We start from the raw sequence: 18,911 nt of genomic DNA, 5'->3' as shown, positions 1-18,911 counted from the left end.
CAATTCTACAGGCGAACCAGCAGAATATTTTTTGTTTGTGAACTCATTATCAAATGATAGCGGATTCGCAAAAATTCCGCAAGCGATTTTTATATTCCGGAGCCCATTCCATAGGACGACCTTCTTTCGACAAATGAACAAGGCTTGTCCGTCCTGCGAATAAAAGTCGGTCTCCGTCATACGCCCCGTAATGAATATCACATGAAGTATTTCCGACCGTCAAGATATTGGCATGCACGGTCAGCTGTTGACGTGGCATGACTTGTCGAACATAGTCACATTGCGCATCGGCGACGACGACAAATCCATCCTTCAAGGAGAAACCTGTCGCCTCTAACAACTCGATTCTCGCATCTTCAAAATAGATGAACGGAATTGTGTTATTCATGTGACCATATGGATCGCATTCAGAAAATCGAACTTTCACATCGAGCGCGATCCCTGCTTTGACACTTGTTTCCCAACCCGGCTCTCGAAAGTACTTGGTCATCGGCTCGCTTATGCCTCGACCGCAGAACCGGTGCGACCTTTGTCACTACCGAAGAACTGTTTGAACGAGTGAAGCGTCGTTTGACGGTTCATCGAAGCGATCGACGTCGTGAGCGGGATGCCTTTTGGACAAACTTCGACACAGTTTTGTGCGTTTCCGCACTGCATGATACCTCCGTCTTCCATGAGTGCCTCGAGGCGATCTTCCGCGTGGAAGGCACCTGTTGGGTGTGAGTTGAAGAGTCGAACTTGCGAAATAGCCGCTGGACCGATGAAGTCCGATTTGTCGTTCACGTTCGGACACGCTTCAAGACAAACCCCACAAGTCATACATTTCGATAGTTCATACGCCCATTGTCGTTTGTTCTCCGGCATACGCGGTCCTGGACCGAGGTCGTATGTGCCATCGATCGGGACCCATGCCTTCACTTTTTTCAACGCGTCGAACATACGTTGACGGTCGACTTGAAGGTCACGGATGACCGGGAACGTCTTCATCGGTGCAAGACGAATCGGTTGCTCAAGTTTATCGACGAGTGCCGTACACGATTGGCGCGGCTTCCCGTTGATGATCATCGAACAGGCCCCACACACTTCCTCGAGACAGTTCATATCCCAGTTGATCGGTGTCGTCTTGTCCCCGTTCGCGTTGACCGGGTTACGGCGGATTTCCATCAATGCCGAGATGACGTTCATGTTCGGACGGTACGGAACCGTGAATTCTTCAGTATACGTCGCTTGGTCCGGTCCATCTTGGCGTTCGATGATGAAACGGATGTCTTTTTGTTCAGATTGCATTGGCGTCGTCATTTCGTCTTCGCCCCTTTCTTCGAGTAATCCCGCTTACGTGGCGGGATTAACGAAACGTCGATTTCTTCATAAGAGATATCGACTTCCCCATCTTTGTAACGTGCCATCGTCGTCTTCATGAACTGCTCATCATTACGTTCCGGAAATTCCGGCTTGTAATGGGCACCACGACTCTCGTCTCGCTTGAGGGCGCCGAGTGTGATGACGCGTGCGAGGTCGAGCATGTGGTCGAGTTGTCGAATGAACGATGCCCCTTGGTTGCTCCAACGTGCCGTATCCGTAGCCGAGATGTTATGGAAACGTTCACGCAATTCTTGGATTTTCTTGTCGGTCGCTTCAAGCTTGTCATTGTAGCGAACAACCGTGACGTTGTCCGTCATGAGTTCACCGAGTTCACGGTGGATTTGATACGCATTCTCTGTACCATCCATCGCGAGGATCTCGTTGAAACGCTCGATTTCTTCACGTTCGTTGAAGTTAAAGAGTGCGTCCGAGACGCTTTCTGTCGCTTGATCAAGACCACGCATATAGTTGACCGCCGCAGGACCGGCCTCCATTCCACCGTGAACGGCTGAAAGAAGAGAGTTTGCGCCGAGACGGTTCGCACCGTGCATCGAATAGTCACATTCACCGGCTGCGAAGAGTCCTGGTATATTTGTCATTTGGTCGTAGTCGACCCATAGTCCGCCCATTGAGTAGTGAACGGCAGGGAAAATCTTCATCGGTACTTTACGTGGGTCATCTCCTACGAACTTCTCGTAAATCTCGAGAATCCCACCAAGTTTGATATCGAGCTCTTTCGAGTCTTTATGAGACAAGTCGAGGTAAACCATGTTCTCACCGTTGACGCCGAGTTTTTGATTGACACAAACGTCGAAGATTTCACGCGTCGCGATGTCACGCGGTACGAGGTTTCCGTAAGCAGGATATTTTTCTTCGAGGAAGTACCATGGCTTCCCGTCTTTGTATGTCCAGACACGTCCACCTTCCCCACGAGCCGATTCACTCATGAGACGAAGCTTGTCATCACCAGGAATCGCTGTCGGGTGAATTTGAATAAACTCCCCGTTCGCATAGACCGCGCCTTGGCGGTAAACCGCTGCCGCTGCTTGTCCTGTGTTGATGACCGAGTTTGTCGACTTCCCGAAGATGACCCCTGGACCACCTGTCGCCAAGATGACCGCGTCTGATGGGAACGCTTTAATTTCCATCGAGCGCAAATCCTGACAGACCGCACCGCGGCAGATTCCTTCTTCATCCACGATTGCACGAAGGAATTCCCAACCTTCATATTTCTCGACAAGACCTTGTGCCTCGTATCGGCGAACCTGCTCATCAAGCGCGTAGAGAAGTTGTTGCCCTGTTGTTGCTCCTGCATAGGCCGTACGGTGGTGAAGTGTTCCTCCGAAACGTCGGAAGTCTAAGAGCCCCTCAGGCGTACGGTTGAACATAACACCCATCCGGTCGAACATGTGAATGATTTTCGGAGCATTGTCCGCCATCTTTTGAACTGGCGGTTGGTTGGCGAGGAAGTCGCCTCCGTAAACCGTGTCGTCAAAATGTTGCCAAGGAGAATCGCCTTCTCCTTTCGTATTGACGGCTCCGTTGATGCCACCTTGGGCACAGACTGAATGTGAACGCTTGACCGGTACAAGCGAGAATAGTTTTACCGGAACACCCATCTCTGCCGACTTGATTGTCGCCATGAGTCCAGCTAGACCGCCTCCGATGACGATCAAACTTTGATTTGCCATGTAAAATTCCCCCTAATTACAAGATGCCTGCAAACGTCAAAATTGAACGGATGCCGACAAAAGATAGTGCCAAGAACACGACACCTGATACGTAGCTCATGAGACGTTGCGAACGAGGTGACTGTGTGATTCCCCATGTGATCGAGAACGACCAAAGACCGTTTGCGAAGTGGAACGTAGCCGAAAGGATTCCGACTATGTAAAAAATGAGCATGAGCGGGTTGTCGACGATGTTTTGCATCATCTCCGCATTGACTTCAACGCCACGTAACTTCGCAAGGCGCGTTTCCCAAACGTGCCACGAGATAAAGATCACGAGGAAGACTCCTGTGAAGCGTTGTAAAATGTACATCCAGTTGCGTGCGTATGAATAGCGGTTCGAGTTGATCGATCCAAGAAACGCATAGTACACGCCGTACACTCCATGGAAAATCATCGGCAATGCGATAATCGTCACTTCAAGGAAGTACAGATACGGTAAGTTCTCCATAAATTTTGCTGCTTTGTTGAATGACTCCACTCCATCGACGATGTAGTAGTTGACCGACAAGTGAACGATCAAAAACAAACCGATTGGAATGACCCCAAGTAGCGAATGGACTTTACGACTAAAATAGTCACGATGCGCTGCCATTCTAGTTCCCCCTTTTCACGAGCATTGGCTCGTTTTGTCAATAAAAGCGTTTTCAAATGCAGATATAGCTTTCTGTCTTTTATTCTACTCTTGTGAAATTTGTATGACAAGACAACCTAGCCGATTTGTGCCACATTCTTTTCAAAAATTCAGGATGACCAAATTCCGATTGGTCGTTATAATAATATAGAGAGATTGGAGTGATGGGATATAATGGAAACGATAAGCCAACCAATTTTCGCGATTGAACTTCTTCGCGACTATGTGTTGACGGACTTGCTAGGTGAAGATTACGCCCAAGTCATCTATTGGTCAGGGAAACGGGTCGCCCGTAAATTCCCGACGATGTCTGACGATGAACTGATTGCCTTCTTCGCAGAGGCAGGTTGGGGCGAGTTAACACTCAAGAAGGAACGAGGGAGTAAATTTACATATGAATTGACCCCACCACCTGCGACTCAAGCTAAAGCGACAGGCTACTATCAACTAGAAGCCGGATTTTTAGCCGAACAGATTGCAGGTCGTTTCCAGTGTGTTGCAGAAGGCTACGCCGATCCCGCTCGAAAAGCCGTCCAAATCACCGTCCAACTAGACCGGAAAGACGATTACAAATAAGAGTCGATGCCCTCCGCATCGACTCTTATTTTTGTTTCTGCTTCAACTCTCTCATTCATCCGTCTCCTCATGTACATATTGAAGCACGGTCTCCGCTAATTTTTCAGGCAATCCTGCTTCCTTCAATTGTTCAAGCGATGCCAGACGGATTTGCTTCATCGAACCGAAATGTCGGATGAGCTGTTGACGACGTTTCGGACCGACACCCGGAATCTCGTCTAGTATCGATTTCGTCATCTTCTTCGTCCGCAAGCTACGGTGGAAGGTGATGGCGAAACGGTGGACCTCATCTTGCATCCGCTGCAACAGATAAAACGCACTCGACCGTGGATGGAGCTCGACGACAGCACCACTTTCTCCGAACAACAGTTGGCTCGTCCGATGTCGGTCATCCTTTTTGAGCGAGCCGACCGGTAAGTCGAGCCCGAACTCGTTTTGGATGACGTCGAGCGCCGCATTCAATTGCCCGACCCCCCCGTCGATCAACAGAAGATCTGGCAGTCGCTTCTCTTCCGTCAACAAGCGACGGAACCGTCGACGGACGACTTCACGCATCGTCTCGTAGTCATCCGGCCCTTGGACGGTTCGAATCTTATACTTCCGATATTCTTTCTTAAGTGGCTTCCCGTCCTCGAAGACGACGAGCGCTGACACGGCGTCCGCCCCTTGAATGTTCGCGTTATCGATGATATCGACGCGTGACAAGTTGGGGATCCCGATGGCTTCCCCGAGTTCTCGCATCGCGAGTAGCGTGCGCTCTTCGTCACGGGCAAGTAACTCGAACTTCTCGTTCAACGCAATCGTCGCATTCTTCGTCGCCAAATCAAGCAACTGTTTCTTTGCCCCACGTTTCGGTTGCATCACCTTCGTACCAAGCGCTTCGTTTAGAAGATCGAGCCGAACCGTCTCCGGAACAAGAATCTCTTTCGGGACGACGTTTTGTTCATAAAACTGAACGATGAAACTTTCGAGTTCTTCCGAAGGTTCTCCGTGCATCGGGAAGAGCGAGACATCTCGCTCAATCATCTTGCCCCCACGCATATAAAACACTTGGACGCACATCCAGCCTCGGTCAAGCGTATAGCCGAAGACGTCACGCGCTGTCGGGTCGGCCGTGATCATATTCTGTTTGTTCATGATCGATTCGACCGCTCGAATCTGGTCACGCAGTTCAGCTGCCCGTTCGAATTGCATCTCTTCAGCGGCATGTCCCATCTCGACGTTCAGCTTCTTGAGCGTCTCACTCGTCTCGCCGTTCAAGAAGCGCCGGATTTCACTGACGATCTCTTTTTGCGAATCCGTGTCAATCGCTAGTTCACATGGTCCTAGGCATTGGCCGATGTGATAATACAGACAGAGTTTCTTTGGCATCGGCTGACACTTCCGGAGCGGATACAGTTTATCGAGGAGACGTTTCGTCTCATTCGCCGCATAGGCGTTCGGATACGGTCCAAAATAATGTCCGCCGTCTTTCTTCAAGTTCCGTGTCGTCAAGAGCCGCGGATACGGTTCATTCGTGATCTTGATATACGGGTACGTTTTATCATCTTTCAAACGGATATTGTACTTCGGGTCGTGCTTTTTGATGAGTGTCATCTCAAGCAGGAGGGCCTCGAGCTCGCTCGCCGTCACGATGTATTCAAAGTCACGAATCTCGGCGACGAGGCGCATCGTCTTGATGTCGTGGGCGCCCGTGAAATAAGAGCGGACCCGATTCTTCAAGTTTTTCGCTTTACCGACATAAATGACCTCGCCGTATTCATTTTTATGCAGATAGCATCCCGGTTCATCCGGAAGTAGCGCTAATTTATGTTTTATGTGGTCGCTATGACTCAATTCCATTCACCTCAGTTTAGCTTCCTCCTAGACGGGAAAAAGAGTGTGATATCTCGTCAGAGGAGGATTTTATATTATGAAACGATACGATGTCATTATTATTGGGAGCGGGTCTGCCGCGAGCCAAGCCGCCACGATTTTACGCGATGCCGGTAAAGAGATCGCCATTATTGAAAATTGGACGTTCGGGGGAACGTGTCCTCAACGCGGGTGTGACCCGAAAAAAATGCTTGCCGAAGGGGCCGAACTACTCGCCCGTGCCGAGCGTATGCGCGAACTTGGCGTAGAAGGCAGCCTCTCACTCGATTGGTCATCTTTCAAAAAGCGGATTGATGAATACCGCTTCTCGATTCCTACGTCTAAGACGCAACATTGGAACGAGATGAACATCGATTTATATCAAGGAGAACCTCACTTTATCGATAAAGACTCAATCGTCATCGATGGTCACGAACTTTCCGCCCCTCAATTTTTGATTGCGACAGGTCAAACGCCCCGCCCTCTTGATATCCCAGGAGGCGAACATGCCATCACGAGTGATGATGTGTTCGACCTCGACGTCTTACCTGAATCGATTCACATTGTCGGGGCCGGTTATATCGCATTTGAATTCGCTCATATTTTCCGACGTTTCGGAAGCGAAGTGACACTCCTCATACGTTCACGTGCATTGAAAGCATTCGACCCGAACGTCGTCCACCGACTCGTCGAGGAATCGAAGCATATCGGCATTACCGTCCGACATGACGTTGAGCCAACTAGAATCGATGGGAACATCTTAACGTTATCAGATGACTCTACCCTTGAAGGAGTGGTCCTTAACGCCACCGGACGAATCCCGAGCATCGAGCGACTCCACCTCGATACGGCCGGAGTCGAAACAGACCACGACGGTGTACATGTGAACGGTTATCTTCAGTCGAGCAATCCAAATATTTATGCAGCTGGTGACGTCGCCAGCAGTCCAAACCCGGCACTCACACCGTTTGCTGGTCAGGAAGGACGAATCGCCGCATTGAACATGCTTCATGGGAATACACGGGCACTCCCGGAGCGTCCGGCACCGACAATCGTCTTTACAACGCCACCAATTGCCAAGGTCGGACTGACCGTGGAGGAAGCGGAAGCTGAGGGCATCGCCTTCGACGTGAAAGAGACGGACATGTCCCACTTTTTGACTTACAAACGAATCAATGACCCGACCGCCTATTCGAAACTATTGATCAGCACAGAAGGTCATGTGATTGGGACACACTTGATCGGTCAGCACGCCCCTGAGCTCATCAACTTATTCTCTTTCATTATACAGAACAAACTGTCGCATCAACACGTCAAACACTTAGAGGTCGCCTATCCGACCGCCGCTTCCGACCTCACCTATCTCATCTAAACAAAAGACGGGACTCGCCTCGTGGCGAATCCCGTCTTTTTCTCATTCGATTCCTTTATCTTTATCTTCTTTCAGTGCGTCTTGTAACGACTTCTCCCAAAGCGGGACGCCTTTCGCGTGCGCCGCACGCGAAATGAGGTGCCCGCCAACGGGAGCCGTCAAGAGGACGAAGAAGAGACCGAGCAAAAGTCTTGCGTCAAATACCCGTTCATCGACATATACGTGAAGGACGGCCGCAAAGAGGACGAACATGACACCGAGTGTCGCACTCTTTGAGGCAGCGTGTGTTCTCGAATAAATATCTGGGAGACGGATGAGACCGATCGCGGCGACGACAGTGAAGAAGACGCCGATGATCGTGAAGATGCCGGTAATGAGATCAAAGATCATTGTCGCGGTCATGTTGAATAATCTCTCCCCTCTCTAAGAATTTCGAGAACGCCACCGTTCCGATGAAAGCTAGAATACTGAGTAGCAAGATGACTTCAAAATAAAGGGTCGTATCGAGCAGGATCGACAGCAGGGCAACGACCGAGATGAGCGCAATCCCGATGGAATCGAGCGCGATGACTCGGTCTGCCGTCGTCGGTCCCTTGACGACGCGATACAACATCATCAACATCGCAAGCAAGAGAATGGCGAGCGAGATGTAGATGAGAATGTCTAGTAAATCCATCACTCTGTCGCCTCCTTAATGCTTGATTCAAAGTTATCGTAAATGTCTTTTCGTAACGCTTCTTTATCCGGCATATTGAGTGCGTGGATATAGAGCACAGAATTGTTTTTTGACACTTGAACGACGAGCGTCCCTGGTGTGAGTGTGATCAGCATCGACAGCAAGCTGATTTTCCATCCCTTGTCGAGTGACGTCTCATAGCGGAAGATTCCTGGTTGAATCTTCAGTTTTGGACTGAGGACGAGACGTAACACCTCGAAGTTCGCAAGGAACAGTTCACGGATGAAAATCAAGAGTAGTTTAAATAACCGCCAAACACGCGCAAAATAGAAACTACCTCCACCCGATTTGAAGAATCGGCGCATCATGAACAAGATGAGTAACCCGAGTATATACCCGATAAAGAATCCGCTCGATGTGAACGATCCCGTGAGGAACATCCAGATGAACGCCAGGAAAAAGTTAATCAATAGTTGATATGCCATCTGTATTTCACTCCTTTATCACGGCATCGATATAGATTTCTGGATTGACGAGCGGCTCGATTGCTTGCGTGATGTACGGATGGATGGCTTCTGCCCCGAATCCGTAACCGACCGCAATGACGAGCAGCAAGAAGGCAGGGACAATTAAACGTTTCGTATATGGGACGAGCGGTCCATCATACTCACGCTTCGCCTCTCCCCAAAATCCGTTCAAGAAGATTTTCATGACCGAATAGAGGACAAAGAGACTCGATAAGAGGACGAGCAACGGACCGAACAACTGCCCTTCATCCATTCCACCTGACACAATTAATAGTTTCCCGAAAAATCCACTGAGTGGCGGGATTCCCGCGAGCGAGAGAGCTGCGACGAAGAACGTCCATCCGAACAGCGGGAAACGGGTGATGAGCCCTCCCATATCACGGAGTTGACCTGATTTGGTGATGCCAATCATCATCCCGACGAGCATGAAGAGAACCGCCTTGATGATCATATCGTGAATCAAATAGTAAAGCGACCCTTCAAGAGACGTTTGCGTATTGACCGAGATTCCGTACAAAATGACCCCGACCGCGATCATAATGTTGTAGATGATGATCAACTTCACATCGTTATAGGCGATTGCGCCTGTCATCCCGATGAAGATCGTGAGGACAGCGAGCACCATAAGGAACGTCTGTAAAAACTCACCGTTCCCATCAAAGAGTAACGTATACGTCCGTAAAATCGAGTACACCCCGACTTTCGTCAAGAGTGCCCCGAACATCGCGAGAATCGGGGTCGGTGCGACCACATATGCTCCCGGGAGCCAGTAGTGAAGTGGCACGAGTGCCCCTTTCATCCCGAAGACGATGACGAAGAGTACACCGATGACGGTGATGACGTCCGGATTGTCGACGAGCGGGATCTTCATCGCCAAGTCTGCCAAGTTGAGCGTGCCCGTCACGCCATAAAGCAGAGCGACCGACATGACGAAGAGCGCCGAGGCGATGATGTTCACGAGCAAGTACTTGATCGACTCCCGTAACTGGACACCACGTCCACCGAGTACGATCAACACGTATGAAGACATCAAGAAGACTTCAAAGAAGACGAACAAGTTAAAAATATCACCCGTTGTAAAGGCACCGTTCACCCCGACGAGCAAGAACAACATCGCGATGTACAAGTAGTTCCCTTCATACGAATCTGAAAAATAATGGACGGCGAACCATACGACAAATAGTGTGAGTAGTGTCGACGTCGTCACGAGTAGGGCTGACAGCATATCCGATACGAGACTGATCCCGAAAGGTGCTTGCCAGTTCCCGAGGTTGAGGGTTTGAATTCCCTCAACGGAGACCGTGTGTACGAGAAAGAGTGACACGATCGAAGTAATGACTAAAGCTCCAAGAGCCATCCCGCGCTGCAGTTGGACCCGTTTTGGCATGAACATCATAATGATGGCCGCAAGCGCAGGAATGACGATTGGAAAGACCGGTAAGTTAATCATACGATTCTGTTCCTTTCATTTCTTCCATATTGTCCGTGCTGAGCTCCTGGTATGTGCGGTATGCAAGTACGAGGAAGAACGCCGTTACACCGAAACTGATAACAATCGCCGTCAAGACGAGCGCTTGTGGTAACGGATCCGTAAATTCAGTCACGCCGTCCACAAGGACAGGGGCATCCCCTGTCTTCAAACCTGCCGTCGTCAAGACGAGCAAGTGTGCCGCGTGGCTAAATAGTGCCGTGCCGATGATGATGCGCAACAAACTTCTTGAGAGAACAAGATAGACCGCACACATCGTCAGAACACCGATGATGATGCTAACGAAGATTTCCATTATTCACTCTCTCCAATCGTTTGAATGATCGTCATGGTGACACCGATGACAACGAGATAGACCCCTAAATCGAACGCAATCGCCGTATGGAGTGTCTGCTCACCGAGAAGTGGCAAATCAAACTTTCCGTAGGCGTGCGTTAAGAACGGACGATCAAAGAAAATTGAGTGAAGACCTGTCGCGAGCGCAATCAATAACCCCGTCGCTGTCATGAGACGATAGTCGATTGGGAGCACGTTCGCGAGCGTCTTCGAATCAAATGCAAGTAGCAGTAAGACAAGTGCCGCGGATGTCATCAACCCACCGATGAAGCCTCCACCTGGTGAATAGTGACCGGCAAAGAACAAATCGATTGAGAAGATGACGATGATGAAGAAGATGATAATCGCAGCCGTCTGCAAAATGACATCATTGACGGGTTTGCTGTTTTGCTTCATGTGCACCTTCTCCTTTCGTACGTCGTGATGTTCTAAATTTAATCATCGTGTAAATCCCGAGTGCCGCAAGTCCGAGAACGACGATTTCAAACAAGGTATCAAATCCACGGAAGTCGACGAGGACGACGTTAACCATGTTCTTCCCTGCTGCGAGCTCATATACGTTCTCTTTATAAAATTCCGAGATTGACGTGAGCGATTTATTCGTGAGCGCCATGAAACTGAGAAGCGTCACGGTCGTTCCTACAAGAATGGCCACGATGGCATTCCCTACTTTGAAGCGCATGCGTACTTCCTTCTTGCTTATCTCTGGCATGTGATAGAAGACGAGCAAGAACAGTGCCACAGAGACCGTCTCGATGACGAGCTGGGTGAGCGCCAAGTCAGGTGCACCGAAGAAGACAAAGAAAAGGGCTACGCCGTAACCAACGACTCCAAGTAAGATGATGGACGGGAGACGCGACTTCATGAATAGAATCGCGAGCGCACCGAGCATGACAACAGCTCCGAGAACATATTCATACGGCGCAATCTCAGCCAAGTTCTCGAATGAGAACTTATACATATCGAACCACCAAATGCTAAAGAGCATCATTCCTGAAAGGAAGACGAAAATATAAATCAAATACGACCGGATGAAACCAGTCATATAGTTGTCTTTAAAGCGATACGCTGCCTTATTCGACCAAACGAGCGTACCATCGTACACTCCGTTAAGCGTCAAACGGTGTGGGATGCGATTGTAAATCCCCATCCATTTGCCCATCTGCCAAAACAGTAAGGAACCGAGGAGGACGACCCCGATAGTCATATATAGTTCAGGCGTGAGTCCGTGCCAGAAGTAGATGTGGACATCGACTTCCTGGCCTTGTGCGACGAGTGTCGGATAAATCGACTCGACGGCTGGCTTAATGAGCGAGTTCGACAACACGTTCGGGAAGAACCCGAGACCGACAACGAGAAGCGCTAGGATGACCGGCGAAATCAACATGCCGATTGGTGCCTCATGCGGTTGTTTCGGTAACTGATCGAACTTCGCTTTGCCCATGAACGTCCGTGCGAACAGCATGATGCTGTAAATGAACGTAAACACACTACCGATGAAGGCAATGACCGGGAGTAAAATCCCGATCGTATCGAGCGCAAAGAAGTCGGCTGAGAAGACTTTCGTCGTCGCCTTCAAGAACATCTCTTTACTCAAGAAACCGTTAAATGGCGGAAGACCTGCCATCGACAACGAACCGATGATGGCAATCGTGAACGTGATCGGCATGACGGTCATCAGACCACCGAGTTTTCGAATATCACGCGTGCCCGTCTCATGGTCGACAATCCCAGCCATCATGAAGAGCGAACCTTTGAACGTCGCGTGGTTAATCAAATGGAAGATAGCGGCGATTGTCGCTACCATAAAGATATTGTCATCCATTCCGTCATAATGAAGGGCAGCTGCCCCGAGACCAAGAAGTGACATGATCAATCCAAGCTGACTGACCGTAGAGAACGCCAAAATCCCCTTCAGGTCGGTCTGCTTAACAGCGTTGAACGATCCCCAGAACATCGTGAACATCCCGACTCCGGCAATCGTCCATAGCCATACTGATGACTCCTGAAACACCGGACTCATACGGGCCACAAGATAGAGACCCGCCTTGACCATCGTTGCTGAGTGGAGGTACGCACTGACCGGAGTCGGTGCCTCCATCGCATCAGGTAACCAAATGTGGAACGGGAACTGCGCAGATTTCGTGAAGGCCCCGAGCAAGATGAGAATCATCGCAACAAGGAAGAACGGACTCTCGGCGATAACACCTGAGTTCGCGACCATGTCACGAATGCTGTACGAGCCGATCATCGACTCGAGTAAGACAATCCCCCCGAGCATCGATAATCCACCGAATACAGTGAGAAGCATTGATTTTTGAGCACCGTAACGAGAACGCTCTTTTTCATACCAGTATCCGATCAACAGAAACGATGAAATCGATGTGAGTTCCCAGAACATATACATGACAATCATGTTGTCCGAAAGAACGACCCCGAGCATGGCGCTCATGAACATCAAGAGATACACATAAAAATGTCCTAACGATTCCTTATCCTTATTCAAATAATAAATCGAATAGAGGACGACGAGCGCCCCGATCCCCGTAATGAGGAGGGCGAATAACAGACTGAGTCCGTCGACGTATGCCGTGAAGTTAATCCCGAGAGACGGCATCCACGAAATCGTCGCTGTCACGACGTCCCCTGCACTCGTAATCGGAATGAATCCGGCGAAGTAGGTGACGAGGACGACCGGAACGATCAGGACGAACCAACCTGTATGAATTTGCTTCATCCCCCGAAACAAAAACGGGATGAACGGTGCCGCGAGGAGCGGCAACAAAATAGCTAAATGTAACACCGACAAGAAAATTCCTCCTTCGAACAGAGTCGTACACTTAATAGAGCCGTAAAGTAAGGTCACTTGACTCCATCATGTCTTCCTCATGAGTATAGCGTAAATTTTCAGTCTGTTTCCATGATAAAAGCTTCCAGTTCAAACGCTTCCTAGTTATTTTTTTCTGTCTGTTAAATATGAAGGAAGCCGACGGAAATCTTATAAAAAAAATTAGAAATCAGACGTTATGTATCGGAAAATGACCCGAGTAATACCCTACGGAATAACTCATTCTATTCCCTAGTTGCCTGTTCTTTTCCTTCTTTTACAGTCGACAAAACAAAAAAGCAGCCGATAAACCATCGGCTGCTACGCAATTATTGTGCTGTCGCGATAAACTCTTTCAATGCTTCTTTCGGTTGGAAGCCCATTGTTTTAGAAACAGGCTGACCGTCTTTAAACATCATGAGTGTTGGAATACTTTGAATTTGGAAAGCACCCGCGACTTCAGGATTTTCGTCTACGTCGAGTTTTACGATTTGGACTTGGTCACTCATTTCTTGATCAAGTTCTTCAAGAACTGGCGCGATCATGCGACATGGTCCACACCAAGTTGCCCAAAAATCAACGAGGACTACGCCCTCTTTAACATCTTGTTCAAACGATTGAGTCGTTGCGTGTTTAATAGCCATTTATAAAAACCTCCCCAATAAGATGAGAGAGTCCTGATTTAGAACTCTCATGCAATTCATGTTCAGAGTATACCACGGAGGGTAACAACCCCAAAACGTTTTGCTTATTAGCTATTGACGAGGTGCTTGCGGAATTCTTCCGTCAACATCGGAACGACATCGAACAAGTCACCGACGATTCCATAATCCGCTACGCTGAAGATGTTCGCTTCTGGGTCTTTGTTGATGGCGACGATCACTTTCGCGTTACTCATCCCTGCCAAGTGTTGAATCGCTCCAGAGATCCCGCATGCGATATAAAGATCCGGTGTGACGACTTTACCTGTCTGTCCGATTTGAAGCGCGTAATCGCAGTAGTCGGCATCACATGCTCCACGTGAAGCACCGACAGCTCCTCCGAGCAGTTCGGCCAACTCTTCAAGCGGTTTGAATCCATCTTCGCTCTTTACACCACGTCCGCCTGCGACGATGACTTTTGCTTCCGCCAAGTCGACTTTTCCTGTCGCCTTACGAACGACTTCTTTGACGATCATCGCGAGGTCTTTCAATTCAACTGCTGGCGTTTCAACGGAGACGCTTGCGCCTGCTTGACGAGGAAGCGCATCGATGTTGTTTGGGCGGATTGTGAAGAACATGACCGAATCTTTGAACTTCACTTTCTCGAACGCCTTCCCTGAGTAGATTGGGCGAACGAATTCTGCATCGCGGCCTGTTCCTTCAATGGAAACAACGTCACTGATGAGTCCGGCATCGAGACGTGCTGCAAGTTTCGGTGCAATGTCTTTTCCAAGTGCCGTATGGCCGAGGACAATCATTTCCGGTTTTTCTTGCTCGATCAACTGACGGAGCACCTGTCCATAACCGTCTGGCGTATAGTGTTTGAGACGCTCGTCTTCGACGACGAGGACGCGGCTTGCGCCATGTTCTCCGAGTTCTTGGGCGAGTGATTGCACGTGATCCCCAATCACGACTGCCGTCACATCGTCTGTTAATTGTTTCGCCGCAGCGATGGCTTCAAATGATACGTTACGTAACGCGCCTTCACGCGCTTCTGCGAGTACTAAAGCTTTCATCTATGATCTCCCCCTTAAATGACTTTCGCTTCCGTGCGAAGAAGTTGTACGAGCTCATTCACTTGTGTCGACATATCGCCTTCAAGGATACGCCCGGCTTTCTTCTCCTCTGGTAAGAATCGTTCGATCGTCTCGATTTTCGCCTCAATTTCATCTTCATCGAGTTCGATGTCCATGAGTTCGAGTTGTTCGAGCGGCTTTTTCTTCGCCTTCATGATTCCTGGCAAGCTCGGGTAACGTGGCTCGTTCAATCCTTGTTGTGCCGTCACGAGGAGTGGGAGTGTGACTTCGATGACTTCCGTGTCCCCTTCCACATCGCGTGTGACCGTTGCCGTCGCGCCATCGATTTCAAGACCGGTAATCGTCGTCACGTAGTTCATGTCGAGAAGTTCAGCAACACGCGGTGCGACTTGTCCGCTACCACCGTCGATTGCGACATTCCCTGCGAAGATGAGGTCTGCGTCTTGTTCTTTCAAATACGTCGCAATGACTTTTGAAATCGTGACGTGGTCCGCATCCTCGACATCGTCTTCGATTGAGATGCGAACGGCTTTGTCCGCTCCCATCGCGAGCGCTGTACGAAGTTCCTTATCTGCATCTTCTGGTCCTACCGTGATGACCGTGACCTCTCCCCCGAGTGCGTCACGTTTTTGAATCGCTTCTTCGACTGCATATTCGTCATACGGGTTGATGATGAACTCAGCACCGTCTTCTTGAATTTCCCCATTCTCGAGCTGAATCGCTTCCTCTGTATCAAACGTACGTTTCAGCAAAACAAAAATTTTCATGGTTGATCCCCCTTTAGTCAATTCTTCCCATCATTCATGAATCAGCATTCATTTTTTGAGCTAGTGATAGGGCTCACTGTTAAGTAAGCCCCTTTTTTAACATATGGTGCACGTTCGGAAGCGTCGACAAAAGATCATACTTGAAGCCACTCGCCATCCAGCTCGTCACAACCTCATCGATTGTGCCGAAAATCATTTGACGGGCGAGTCGATAGTCTAAATCGGTGTCGAACTCTCTTGTCTCGATTCCATGTTTGACGACAGAATCAATTAAATTCAAGTACGGTTTGAGCACTTCTCCAATTTTTTGGCGAAGTACCAGGTTCGATTGTCTCAGTTCGATTTGTGTCACGACAGCGAGGTCGTAATCGGCCGATAGTTGCTTTAAATGAGATTCTATCAACTGATATAGCTTATTACTAGCTGTCCCCTCATTCTCGATTTGTTGCTTCGAGTAGTCGATGAACAGCCCCATCTTCGTTTGGAACAACTCGATCAAGAGATGCTCCTTGTTTTTGAAGTACAAGTAGATTGTACCGTCCGCGACACCCGCCTCTTTGGCGATAGCTGTCACCTTTGCACCGTGATAGCCATGATTTGCAATCACTTTGACCGCCGCATCAATGATTCGGTCACTTTTTGAAATGTTATTTGTCATAAACCCCAAGCTCCTTACCTCTGCAGAAAAATGAATGATGGTTCATTCATTTATTATTCTATCATGCATACGCTTGGTGTCAACTGCTTTGTTTCACTTTCTTCGCCTTCTCTTCGTCGACGAGAACGCGACGTAAAATTTTACCGACGAACGTCTTCGGCAACTCATCACGGAACTCATACAACTTCGGTACTTTATAGGCTGCCAGCTTTTCACGACAATGTTTGTCGAACTCTTCTTCCGTCACGTTTGTGTTGTCACGGAGGACGATGAACGCCTTGACGGTCTCACCGCGATACGGGTCAGGGACACCGATACAGACCGCTTCCTTGACGGCTGGGTGTTCATAGAGTACTTCTTCGATTTCACGCGGATAGACGTTGAAACCACCTGCGATAATCATGTCCTTCTTCCGATCGACGATATAGAAGAACCCGTCCTCACCCATATATCCGAGGTCTCCGGTCGCGAGCCAGCGATCCTTCAAAACGGCTGCTGTCTCCTCCGGTTTCTGCCAGTATCCTTTCATGACCTGCGGACCACTCAGCATGATCTCCCCAATCTCACCAATGTCCGCCTCGGTCTCCCCGTCCGCTTTTACTATTTTAGCAGAAGTATCTGATAGCGGGGCACCGATTGAGCCGACGATGCGTTTATCCCATAAGAAGTTCGCATGTGTGACTGGAGACGTCTCAGACAAACCGTATCCTTCAACAATACGACCTCCTGTGATTTTCTCAAACTCTTCTTGCACCTCAATCGGAAGTGGTGCCGAGCCAGAGATACATGCTTCGATCGAAGACAAGTCGTACTTCTTCAATTTCGGCTCGTTCAGGATCCCAACATACATCGTCGGCGCACCTGGGAAGAAGTGTGGTTTCTTTTTCTGAATCGTCTTCAGGACATCCGTTACTTCAAAACGCGGCACGAGCACGAGCTCATAGCCGTTCGTGACACCGAAGTTTAGACAACACGACATCCCGTAGACGTGGAAGAAAGGTACGACACAAAGAACGCGCTTCTCATCCCCACGATTATACTTATAGAATAAGTTCGTGATTTGATCCGCGTTCGCCGTCAAATTGAAGTGGGTCAACATGACGCCTTTCGGAAGACCGGTCGTTCCGCCTGTATATTGAAGAACAGCGACATCTTCTTTCGGATCGATTTCGAGCGGTGTGATTGGGTTAAAGTCCTTATAATCTTTGAACGGCGTCGATCCGGTCGTATCGATGACGATATTGTTCTCACGTTTCACTTTGATCGGATACAGTTTGTTTTTCGGGAAAGGTAGGTAGTCAGCGATACTCGTTGTAATTACGGTTTGAATCTCCGTCTTCTCACTGACACGAAGCGTTTTCGGATATAGCAGGTCGAGGGTGATGACAATTTTGACACCTGCGTCCGTGACGAGGTTTTCTAGCTCTCGTTCCGTATAGAGCGGGTTCGTTTGGACGACCGTCCCACCTGCATAGAGCACGGCATAGAACGAGATGACGTATTGAGGACAGTTCGGAAGCATGAGGCTGACTCGGTCGCCTTTTTCAAGCCCTTTCGATTGAAGCATCGTGCCAAGTCGACGTGCGGCATCATCGATTTCCGCGAATGTCCACTCCTTTCCGATAAAGGAGACGGCCGTACGATTCGGATAATCCTTTGCTGCGCGAGACAACGCCTCATAGAGCGGCTTTACCTCATAATCGATTGACTGGGGCATTCCTTCTGGATAATCTTGTAACCACGGTTTGTTCATCGCTGTTCCTCCTTGGAAATGAATACTCATTCAGTTAACCCCATTATAATGCTAAGAAAACGCTCTCATCTACCCTTTACCCGATAATTTTCAGAATATATCAAAAAAGCGATCGGATTTGTCATCCAATCGCTGTCAAACTCGCCTGAAATAGGAATCTGTCGCATCCAGTTTTTCAAGCTTTTGATTCATCACTTTATTCAACTCTCCTTCATGATGAATGTTCGAAAAATCTGTTCCGAACCAAGCCTCCATCTCTGGTCGGGAAAAGGCATACGTCCGGTTCGGGAAGGCGAAACGGACGATCTCTGCGTTCGGAATGAGCGTGAAATATGCAGCCGCATTCCGAATCGCCAGACGCTCTTGCTCCGCCCGCTCCATTCCCGGGTCTTCGTAACGGACGGTCAACCCATAAGGACGCTTCTTCGTCTGCAGTTCGACGGATCGATAACACTCATGTAGCGGCAAACCTTCGGCAATACCGACGACGGCGGCATTGTCTCCGACTTTCGAACCTCTAAATTCAAAGGCGTTCGGTTCCGGATTCGCGCAACCTGATAATGAGATGACGAGTACGAGCAACAGATAGAAGCGTTTCATGGATGTACCTCC

Annotated in this window: 20 protein-coding genes; 2 read left to right on the top strand and 18 right to left on the bottom strand. The window is 49.1% G+C overall.

Annotated elements, in window-relative coordinates; all coding sequences use genetic code 11:
• Positions 1–49: 49 nt before the first annotated feature.
• From KNO76_RS04385 to KNO76_RS04370, 4 genes are read right to left on the bottom strand one after another with little or no spacing between them, the layout of a single operon-like run.
• On the bottom strand, positions 50–490 hold the full coding sequence (locus tag KNO76_RS04385) for an acyl-CoA thioesterase (RefSeq protein ID WP_214882949.1): 441 nt from the start codon (positions 488–490) through the stop codon (positions 50–52).
• Between the two features lie 8 nt (positions 491–498).
• Positions 499–1,287: a succinate dehydrogenase iron-sulfur subunit gene (sdhB, locus tag KNO76_RS04380; RefSeq protein ID WP_193343274.1), complete on the bottom strand. Its 789-nt coding sequence runs from the start codon at positions 1,285–1,287 to the stop codon at positions 499–501.
• A gap of 8 nt (positions 1,288–1,295) precedes the next feature.
• Positions 1,296–3,053, bottom strand: coding sequence for a succinate dehydrogenase flavoprotein subunit (sdhA, locus tag KNO76_RS04375; RefSeq protein ID WP_026826525.1), 1,758 nt, complete (start codon positions 3,051–3,053; stop codon positions 1,296–1,298).
• Positions 3,054–3,069: 16 nt separating this feature from the next.
• The gene (locus tag KNO76_RS04370) at positions 3,070–3,687 is read right to left on the bottom strand and encodes a succinate dehydrogenase cytochrome b558 subunit (protein WP_026826526.1); all 618 of its coding nucleotides are present in this window, start codon (positions 3,685–3,687) and stop codon (positions 3,070–3,072) included.
• Positions 3,688–3,900: 213 nt separating this feature from the next.
• On the opposite strand from KNO76_RS04370, the gene KNO76_RS04365 reads away from it, so the two are divergent.
• Positions 3,901–4,302: a YslB family protein gene (locus KNO76_RS04365; RefSeq protein ID WP_214882946.1), complete on the top strand. Its 402-nt coding sequence runs from the start codon at positions 3,901–3,903 to the stop codon at positions 4,300–4,302.
• A gap of 51 nt (positions 4,303–4,353) precedes the next feature.
• On the opposite strand, the gene uvrC is transcribed toward KNO76_RS04365, so the two are convergent.
• Positions 4,354–6,144 (bottom strand): excinuclease ABC subunit UvrC, encoded by a 1,791-nt coding sequence (gene uvrC, locus KNO76_RS04360; RefSeq protein WP_214882943.1) that lies wholly within the window; start codon positions 6,142–6,144, stop codon positions 4,354–4,356.
• Between the two features lie 70 nt (positions 6,145–6,214).
• On the opposite strand from uvrC, the gene KNO76_RS04355 reads away from it, so the two are divergent.
• On the top strand, positions 6,215–7,528 hold the full coding sequence (locus KNO76_RS04355) for a dihydrolipoyl dehydrogenase family protein (protein ID WP_214882939.1): 1,314 nt from the start codon (positions 6,215–6,217) through the stop codon (positions 7,526–7,528).
• A gap of 42 nt (positions 7,529–7,570) precedes the next feature.
• Here KNO76_RS04355 and mnhG read toward each other — a convergent pair whose 3' ends face one another.
• From mnhG to KNO76_RS04290, 13 genes are all read right to left on the bottom strand, one after another.
• Positions 7,571–7,930, bottom strand: coding sequence for a monovalent cation/H(+) antiporter subunit G (gene mnhG, locus KNO76_RS04350; protein ID WP_015881097.1), 360 nt, complete (start codon positions 7,928–7,930; stop codon positions 7,571–7,573).
• Positions 7,908–8,204: a Na(+)/H(+) antiporter subunit F1 gene (locus KNO76_RS04345; RefSeq protein WP_026826530.1), complete on the bottom strand. Its 297-nt coding sequence runs from the start codon at positions 8,202–8,204 to the stop codon at positions 7,908–7,910. Before KNO76_RS04345 ends, mnhG begins: the two co-directional genes overlap by 23 nt.
• Entirely contained in the window at positions 8,204–8,689 is a 486-nt protein-coding gene (locus tag KNO76_RS04340; RefSeq protein WP_214882937.1) for a Na+/H+ antiporter subunit E, read from the bottom strand. The genes KNO76_RS04345 and KNO76_RS04340 overlap by 1 nt, the downstream gene beginning before the upstream one ends.
• 7 nt (positions 8,690–8,696) lie before the next feature.
• Entirely contained in the window at positions 8,697–10,181 is a 1,485-nt protein-coding gene (locus KNO76_RS04335; RefSeq protein WP_026826532.1) for a Na+/H+ antiporter subunit D, read from the bottom strand.
• On the bottom strand, positions 10,174–10,515 hold the full coding sequence (locus KNO76_RS04330; RefSeq protein WP_026826533.1) for a Na(+)/H(+) antiporter subunit C: 342 nt from the start codon (positions 10,513–10,515) through the stop codon (positions 10,174–10,176). Before KNO76_RS04330 ends, KNO76_RS04335 begins: the two co-directional genes overlap by 8 nt.
• A complete protein-coding gene (locus KNO76_RS04325; protein WP_026826534.1) occupies positions 10,515–10,952 on the bottom strand; it encodes a Na(+)/H(+) antiporter subunit B in 438 nt (145 codons plus the stop codon). The genes KNO76_RS04330 and KNO76_RS04325 overlap by 1 nt, the downstream gene beginning before the upstream one ends.
• Complete coding sequence (locus KNO76_RS04320; RefSeq protein ID WP_214882934.1) at positions 10,924–13,365, bottom strand: Na+/H+ antiporter subunit A; 2,442 nt, start codon at positions 13,363–13,365, stop codon at positions 10,924–10,926. The genes KNO76_RS04325 and KNO76_RS04320 overlap by 29 nt, the downstream gene beginning before the upstream one ends.
• 347 nt (positions 13,366–13,712) lie before the next feature.
• Entirely contained in the window at positions 13,713–14,027 is a 315-nt protein-coding gene (gene trxA, locus KNO76_RS04315) for a thioredoxin (RefSeq protein ID WP_026826536.1), read from the bottom strand.
• Between the two features lie 107 nt (positions 14,028–14,134).
• A complete protein-coding gene (locus KNO76_RS04310) occupies positions 14,135–15,100 on the bottom strand; it encodes an electron transfer flavoprotein subunit alpha/FixB family protein (RefSeq protein ID WP_026826537.1) in 966 nt (321 codons plus the stop codon).
• A gap of 14 nt (positions 15,101–15,114) precedes the next feature.
• On the bottom strand, positions 15,115–15,888 hold the full coding sequence (locus KNO76_RS04305; RefSeq protein WP_214882931.1) for an electron transfer flavoprotein subunit beta/FixA family protein: 774 nt from the start codon (positions 15,886–15,888) through the stop codon (positions 15,115–15,117).
• Between the two features lie 79 nt (positions 15,889–15,967).
• Positions 15,968–16,546, bottom strand: coding sequence for a fatty acid metabolism transcriptional regulator FadR (locus KNO76_RS04300; protein WP_214882929.1), 579 nt, complete (start codon positions 16,544–16,546; stop codon positions 15,968–15,970).
• Between the two features lie 79 nt (positions 16,547–16,625).
• Positions 16,626–18,299: an AMP-binding protein gene (locus tag KNO76_RS04295; RefSeq protein ID WP_214882925.1), complete on the bottom strand. Its 1,674-nt coding sequence runs from the start codon at positions 18,297–18,299 to the stop codon at positions 16,626–16,628.
• Positions 18,300–18,434: 135 nt separating this feature from the next.
• A complete protein-coding gene (locus KNO76_RS04290) occupies positions 18,435–18,899 on the bottom strand; it encodes a DUF4825 domain-containing protein (RefSeq protein WP_214878168.1) in 465 nt (154 codons plus the stop codon).
• Between the last annotated feature and the right edge of the window lie 12 nt (positions 18,900–18,911).

This window comes from Exiguobacterium sp. s101, assembly GCF_018617835.1.
In the GTDB taxonomy this organism is placed as follows: domain Bacteria; phylum Bacillota; class Bacilli; order Exiguobacteriales; family Exiguobacteriaceae; genus Exiguobacterium; species Exiguobacterium marinum.
Note: the sequence above shows the minus strand (reverse complement) of the source record. Positions and strands in the feature narration are given on the sequence as shown.

Bases quoted from the DNA above. Each gene is read 5' to 3' on its own strand.
- KNO76_RS04385 (WP_214882949.1), bottom strand. From the start codon at position 490: ATGACCAAGTACTTTCGAGAGCCGGGTTGGGAAACAAGTGTCAAAGCA.
- sdhB (WP_193343274.1), bottom strand. From the start codon at position 1,287: ATGCAATCTGAACAAAAAGACATCCGTTTCATCATCGAACGCCAAGAT.
- sdhA (WP_026826525.1), bottom strand. From the start codon at position 3,053: ATGGCAAATCAAAGTTTGATCGTCATCGGAGGCGGTCTAGCTGGACTC.
- KNO76_RS04370 (WP_026826526.1), bottom strand. From the start codon at position 3,687: ATGGCAGCGCATCGTGACTATTTTAGTCGTAAAGTCCATTCGCTACTT.
- KNO76_RS04365 (WP_214882946.1), top strand. From the start codon at position 3,901: ATGGAAACGATAAGCCAACCAATTTTCGCGATTGAACTTCTTCGCGAC.
- uvrC (WP_214882943.1), bottom strand. From the start codon at position 6,144: ATGGAATTGAGTCATAGCGACCACATAAAACATAAATTAGCGCTACTT.
- KNO76_RS04355 (WP_214882939.1), top strand. From the start codon at position 6,215: ATGAAACGATACGATGTCATTATTATTGGGAGCGGGTCTGCCGCGAGC.
- mnhG (WP_015881097.1), bottom strand. From the start codon at position 7,930: ATGACCGCGACAATGATCTTTGATCTCATTACCGGCATCTTCACGATC.
- KNO76_RS04345 (WP_026826530.1), bottom strand. From the start codon at position 8,204: ATGGATTTACTAGACATTCTCATCTACATCTCGCTCGCCATTCTCTTG.
- KNO76_RS04340 (WP_214882937.1), bottom strand. From the start codon at position 8,689: ATGGCATATCAACTATTGATTAACTTTTTCCTGGCGTTCATCTGGATG.
- KNO76_RS04335 (WP_026826532.1), bottom strand. From the start codon at position 10,181: ATGATTAACTTACCGGTCTTTCCAATCGTCATTCCTGCGCTTGCGGCC.
- KNO76_RS04330 (WP_026826533.1), bottom strand. From the start codon at position 10,515: ATGGAAATCTTCGTTAGCATCATCATCGGTGTTCTGACGATGTGTGCG.
- KNO76_RS04325 (WP_026826534.1), bottom strand. From the start codon at position 10,952: ATGAAGCAAAACAGCAAACCCGTCAATGATGTCATTTTGCAGACGGCT.
- trxA (WP_026826536.1), bottom strand. From the start codon at position 14,027: ATGGCTATTAAACACGCAACGACTCAATCGTTTGAACAAGATGTTAAA.
- KNO76_RS04310 (WP_026826537.1), bottom strand. From the start codon at position 15,100: ATGAAAGCTTTAGTACTCGCAGAAGCGCGTGAAGGCGCGTTACGTAAC.
- KNO76_RS04305 (WP_214882931.1), bottom strand. From the start codon at position 15,888: ATGAAAATTTTTGTTTTGCTGAAACGTACGTTTGATACAGAGGAAGCG.
- KNO76_RS04300 (WP_214882929.1), bottom strand. From the start codon at position 16,546: ATGACAAATAACATTTCAAAAAGTGACCGAATCATTGATGCGGCGGTC.
- KNO76_RS04295 (WP_214882925.1), bottom strand. From the start codon at position 18,299: ATGAACAAACCGTGGTTACAAGATTATCCAGAAGGAATGCCCCAGTCA.
- KNO76_RS04290 (WP_214878168.1), bottom strand. From the start codon at position 18,899: ATGAAACGCTTCTATCTGTTGCTCGTACTCGTCATCTCATTATCAGGT.